Consider the following 5,939-nt stretch of genomic DNA (forward strand, 5'->3'; position numbering starts at 1 on the left):
GGGTGGGTGGGGTGGGGTCAGGCTGTGTTGTGTCGGGTTGGTTGGTGTGGCCAGGGGTGGGTGTGGGTGGTGGCTGCGCCGATGGCGGCTTTGGCTGTGTGTTCGACGAGGGTGATGCCGTTTTTCATGGTGGTGTGGCCGTTGCTGAGGATGGTGAGGAGGTAGTGGTGTCCGTGGACGGTGATCTGGCCGGTGGTGTTGATGATCCAGTGGTTGGTGGTGGTGCGTTGGAGCCAGCCGTTTTTGAGGGCCCAGTGGGAGCCGGGGGAGGCGGCTGCGGAGATGCCCCAGTTCTGGTCGGGGGTGATGCGGGCCATGAGGTGTTGGATGTAGGTGCGGGATTGCGGGGTGAGTGGTTGGGGTGTGCGGGTGGTTGGGGGTCTTGGGGAGAAGATGGCGCGCAGTAGTTGGATCTGGTCGGTTGCTGTGGTGCGGGTGAGTCCCCAGCGGTTGCCGGGGCCGCCGTGTGTGGAGGTGAGTCCGAGGCGTTTGTGTGCGGTGTTGAGGCCTTCGGCTTTGCCGATGGTCTGCCACAGGGTGCTGGCGGCGTCGTTGTCGCTGGTGCGGATCATTTCTTCGGCGTTGTCGCGTTCGGCTGCGGTCAGTGCGCGTTTGTTGTCCTGTGCCTGGAGCAGGAGGGCTGCGAGGATGCCGAGTTTGCTGATGCTGGCGGTTTCGAAGGGTTCTTTCGCTGCGTAGGAGGCGATTTCCTGGTCGGCGCTGTCCAGGTCGAGTACCGCTACGGCCAGCCGTGTGCTGCCGCCGGGCAGGAGGGGCCTGAGGGCCCGGGTGAGTGTCGCGCCTCGTTGCTCGCGCGGTGCCGGGCCCGGGGCGGGTGCCGCGGCACGGGCGGCGGGGGCGGGTGTGCGGGTGGGCGGGCCGGCCAGGGTACAGGCGGCGAGCGTGGCGGCGAGGGCGGTGGCGGCGCATACGGCGCGGACCTTGAGCGTGTGCGCGCGCAGGCCGTGTGCGGGGTGTGCCGGGTTCGGTGCGTCGGGCATGGGCGGGCAGGCCTTGGTATTTCTGTGGGAGAAAGACGGGAAGCAGTAGAAAAATATGGCAAATCGGATGTGGTGGTGATCTGATACCCGGACGGGCGGGCGGTTCCCCGGGCGGCGGGCCGGTCTCACGCGTCCGGCCCCCAGTACGGCCCGGCACGCCCCGGCCCGGCACGCCCCGGCCCGGCACGCCCCGGCCCGGCCTGGCTGCTGCCGTCGTGTGCGTCTTCCCGGCGCCACCGCCGGGCCGCTGCCCGGCGCTGCCCGGTGCCTGCTCGGGGTGGGTGCGTCGCCGGGGGCGAGGTGCCGTGCCGGGCCCGTGACTCTTCATTCCGGCGTGCGCGGCCGGTGTGCCGCTTGCCTGTTTTTGCCTTCAGGTGCCCGGCCGGCCCCGGGTGGGCGCCTCTTCCCGCGGGGAGGGGGCGGCGCGGTGGAGCCCGGTGCAGCCTGGCGGCAGCGGTCCGCGGCCCCTTGGGGGCGGCCCGCCCCCCGGCGGTCCGCTTGCGCTGATGTCACGGGTCCGCCGCCGCCGTTGTGCCGCCGCCGCTTTTGCCGTCGTAGGTGCCGGGGGGTGCAGTCGTGCCGGCTTTCGGGCCGCTTGCGGTACGCGCCGTGAGCGGGACCCGTCGGCGCGGGGGATCGGTTCTTGACATGTTTTCGGCGGTTGTCTCGCCAGGTGGTGTCAATGTCCGACACGCCCTGGGTGTCCCGGCGGGGTGAAGCCTGCCGGTTGTTTCACCGGCACGGCCTAAGCCCGCTCTCAAGTCGCCTCCGGCGGCCGCTGTTTGACGTCCCGTCAAAGGGGTGGGGGAGTCTTTGCGTGTACCTCCGGTTGGGCGCTGCATGTCACACGTTAGTGATCTTTGGGGTGCCGTGGGAATGGGCCCTCAGTAGGTTCATTTCCAGATCGGCGGATCGGCCGGTCTGTCTCAAGGGAGACGAAGGAGAAGAAGGAGGAGGAGGGCTGGCAGGCGGGAAGGCGCGCCGCTGCTGTGTCTGCTGTTTTCCGCGGTGGCAGGGGCCGTGAGGGTCACCTGGATGGCTGATGTCTGCGCCGGTTTTGGCTGGTTTGTCCGTGGAGTTGTCCGCCCGGGCGCGGTTCCTCTCGGCTGCGGCCACGGCCGGGGAGTGGAAGGGCTGCACGCAAGGGTGATGCGGGATCCGGATCGGCGGGCGGACGCGGACGGTGCGAGGGCGGTGTGCGTCCCGGTCCTTTGGGGTGTCGCCGCCGGTTTCGGTGTCACCGGCCGGCGCCGGCGGGAGCGTTGAGGTCTTCCACGGGTGTGTCTGCGACGCCGGTGCCCTTCTCGCCGTGGCGGGCGCGGGAAGACCGGCTTCGTCAGCGGCAGTTTCCCGCGTGGCCTGAAAAAAGGGGGGGATGGTGCCGGTGGCCGCCGCCCCCATGAGGAGGTCGCTGTGGGGGTGTGGGATGTCCTGCCGTCGCGTCCGCGCAGAACCCCGGCCCGCCGTAATCGGGCCGGGTTCCTGCGCGGGTATTTCCATCACCTGGAAACACCCGGCTGGGCTCGTTTCACACTATGCCCCCGCCCCGTGGTGATCGCAAAGGCGCGCGGGCATGCGGCTGACCGGGTTGTGCGGCACGGTCCCCGCGGCCGGGGACCGGTGTGCTGCGTTGGAAGGGCGGCGGTCCGCGACTTCGGGCGGACACCCGCCCGGCTCGGGGCCGTCGTCGGCGGCCGCCTGGGCCGGCAGGGCGGCAGGCCCTCGTCGGCCGCCCGGTGCGGCGGACGGCTGCGTACGCCCCGTGCATGGGCCGGACGGTGAGCAGGAGCCGGGGGCGAGCGGTTTCCCGATGAGGTCCGCAGGGCCCGCGGGCCGGGCTGCGGCTCGGGGTCACCGGCGAGGGGGCGGATGCGCTCGGGGACCGCCTGGGCGCCGCGCTCCCTTGCGGGCTGCCGTCAGTTCCCGCCGGCAGCCCGCGGGCGGTGCGGCAACCGTACCCGGACACCGGCGGGGGAACCGCCTCGTGCACGAGGAGAGGGCCACGATCTGCCGGGCCGGACTCAAACGTCGCGGCCGTCCTGGTGCGGGCAGCACGTTGGTCCGGGAGAAACGGCCCGGGGTGCTGGCCCTTGGGCGAGAGAGTGTGCCGGGGGGGGATCCTGCGCGGTGTTCCCGCGGGGACGGCTACTTCGGCCGGCCGCTGCGGAAAGGCCCGGCCGCGTGCCGACAAGCGGGCCGGACGGGCGGGGTGGGCAGGGTGGTGTGGCCGGTTGGGATTCCCCGCCGGCGGCCGGGTTAGGGGGTTGGGGGGTCCGGCCGTCACGGTCACGGCCGGTGAACGGCTCGCGGGGCTCACGTGCCCTGGCTGACACAACTCTTCGACCATGACGAACAGCGAACAGCGAACAGCGAACAGCGAACAGCGAACAGCGAATAGCGGACTGCGGGCCGGCGTCCTGACCGCGTTGACCGTCCTGACCCGCGCTGACCGCACTGACCGTCCTGACCGCGCTCGAGCCGGCCACCTCACCGCGCGCTGGGAGCGGCGGCGGATCCGGCGGCGTACGCGGGCGGTCTTGCGCGCGTACGCCGGCCCAGGCCCGAACAGTCGTACGGGCAGAGGTCCTTCGTGAGGTGAGCAGCGGGACCGGTACCGATGCGCCGGTCGGGAGGTGACGGGCTGCGCGCACGTCTGCTGTGCGGTCGTGTGGCGGTTGGATGACGTCGGCGCGGCGCGCGACGGTGAGACGGGGGATTCGGCTCCTGGAGCACCTGTGCGGGCGCGCCGGCCCGGTCATCCGGGGGGCATGAGCAGGGCAATTGCGTGAGGTGCGGCTGGGCGGCCGCGTCGGGAGTTGCGGCTGTGGCGGCCTCGTGCGGGATATGGCGCGGCGGGTGCCGCCGCTGCGGCAGAGCGCTCGTCGGTGACGGCAGCCCCGGGCGGCGGGGCGGGTACGGCGCTGTGGCTGCCGGGATTTCCGGCCGGCCTGCGTGACGTTCATCGGCCTGGCGGAAGGTGCGCCGGAGGCTAAGGGCGGGGAGGCAGTGTGGCTGTGCAGCCGGCCGGACGCGGGCAGTCCGAAGGGGCCGCTGTCGGCAGGGCGGTCACCGGCCGGGCGGGGGGTGTTCGCCGGTTGTCTGGTGGGGGAGGGGGGCTGGTGCGGTGAGTTTGAGGGCGTCTGTGCGGGTGGCCAGGTCGTCGAGTTGCTGGAGGAGTTCTGCGGCATGCGCGGGTGTGACGGTGTGCGTGCCCAACTGGCTGTGTGCGCGGAGCAGTTCGCCGTAGAGCGCCCCGTATGTTCCGCAGAGGGTGACGGCTTCCTCGGCGCGGTCGTGCAGAGCGGTGACGTAGGGCGCGGCGACGGCCACCGCGGCCAGGCAGGACAGCGCGGCGAGGACGATCTGGGCGGTGAGGCGGGAGCCGTCGGCGATGACGGGCCAGGCGAGGAGCCCGGTGATGATGCTCAGCGCGGCCGCGCCGAGGTGGTACAGGCGGGCCCTGCGCAGCAGATGAACCGCTTCTGTGGGGGTTCTTTTCACCCAGTAGCGGGCGCGTGTGGCGCCGGCGTCGAGCCGGCGCACGAGTTCGCCGTCGATCCGTGGTGCACCGGCAGGAATTTTGCGTCCTTTGACCAGCGCCAACAGCACACCCATGGCACTCCCGCACTCGTGGAGGTAGTGACACCACAGTGCCGCCGGCCGGTCGCACAATTCCAATGGCAACGCGAGTGGCTCCTGCAAAAGGCGCGCAGGGGCCGCCAATCAGCCGTATGCCCCGCGTTCTTCTGCGTCGGCAGGGCGTGGTCGCCCTGGATGAAACGGGCCCGGCCGGGTGTTTCCGCGTGAAGGGAATACGCTGCGCCAAAGCCCCGGCCCGATTACGGCGGGCCGGGGCTCCAGGTGCGCGGGGTGTGGGACTGACGCGTCCCACGGTGGCTTGTCCGCCGGGCAGCCGGCGGGGTGCCTCAGTTGTCGATGACGCGGAAGCTGCCGGCGCCGGGGGGAGCGACGGCGACTCCGAAGCGGGAGTCACCGGGCAGGACCACGGCGGCGGGGTTGCCGCTGTTGCAGTTGACGCCGTTGAAGAACTCGACGACCCTGTCGGTGTCGTTGGTGATGTTGAAGGTGCCGTTGCCGAGGGCGTCCAGGTTGGTCACGGTGACGCAGGCTCCCGGGTCCTCCGAGTACAGCCGCTCGTTGATCTGGATCGAGCCGTGGTCCTTCTTGTGGTCCCAGTGGCTGTCGCCGCCGAGGGGGGCCGAGGCGGGGCGGACGGCTTCCCGGGCGGCCGGGGCGGACTGGGAGGCGTCCGCGGAGGCGTAGGTCACTCCGGTGATGGTCATGGCCACGGCTGCCGAGGCGCCGGCGATCAGGGCGGCGGTACGCTTCTGCATTCCGTCTTCTCCTTGTTCGGGGGAAATCGGCTGTTGTGCCGATCTGGAAATGAACCTACTGAGGGCGTTTTCTGACGGCATCTCGAAGATCTCTAAGGTGTGACGCGAAGCGGCCATCCGGACGTATGCGGGGGCTCTTGACGGCCATCCAGCGTCCCTCTGACGTGCCATCAAAATGTGGTTGTGGCGGGCAGCTTGGCGAGCGGTTTAGGCCGGGTCGGTGAATGCGGGGGGCGGTGTTCACCCTGTCGGTGCGCCGGGGGCGTGTCGGACGTTGACACCGCCTGCGCGTTCGGCCTCTGACTGCATGTCAAGGACCCCGGCCTCGCGCGTCGCGCTGCCACCGCCCCCCGGGGGGGCGCGCACCGGCCGGGGGCGGTGCGTTCGGCGTTGCGGCGGGGCGCGCCGGTGGGGGAGCGGGCCGGGAAGCGGCGCCGTGACCGCGGTGAGGCGCAAGAACCTCCGCGTATGCGCGGGCCCGCGCCTCGCATGTGTCCCGCGGTGGGCGGCCGCCTCTGCGTGTAGGGGGCGGGCCAGGAGGAGCGGGCGGGTTTGTGGAGCGGTGGCTTCGGGGGGGGGGGGG

The 5,939-nt window shown here is 71.6% G+C and carries 3 protein-coding genes; all 3 read right to left on the minus strand.

Going from position 1 to position 5,939, the window contains the following annotated elements; all coding sequences use genetic code 11:
- Window positions 1-17 precede the first annotated feature (17 nt).
- Complete coding sequence (locus tag ACFPQ9_RS42190; protein ID WP_380865197.1) at window positions 18-1,001, minus strand: serine hydrolase; 984 nt, start codon at window positions 999-1,001, stop codon at window positions 18-20.
- A 3,066-nt stretch (window positions 1,002-4,067) separates the two neighbouring features.
- A complete protein-coding gene (locus ACFPQ9_RS42195; protein WP_380865199.1) occupies window positions 4,068-4,616 on the minus strand; it encodes a hypothetical protein in 549 nt (182 codons plus the stop codon).
- 311 nt (window positions 4,617-4,927) lie between these two features.
- Window positions 4,928-5,356 carry a hypothetical protein gene (locus ACFPQ9_RS42200; protein ID WP_380865202.1) on the minus strand — a complete coding sequence of 143 codons (429 nt, stop codon included), beginning with the start codon at window positions 5,354-5,356 and terminating at the stop codon, window positions 4,928-4,930.
- Window positions 5,357-5,939: the final 583 nt, after the last annotated feature.

Origin of the sequence: Streptomyces coerulescens (assembly GCF_042657965.1) — a bacterium.
In the GTDB taxonomy this organism is placed as follows: Bacteria; Actinomycetota; Actinomycetes; order Streptomycetales; family Streptomycetaceae; genus Streptomyces; species Streptomyces coerulescens.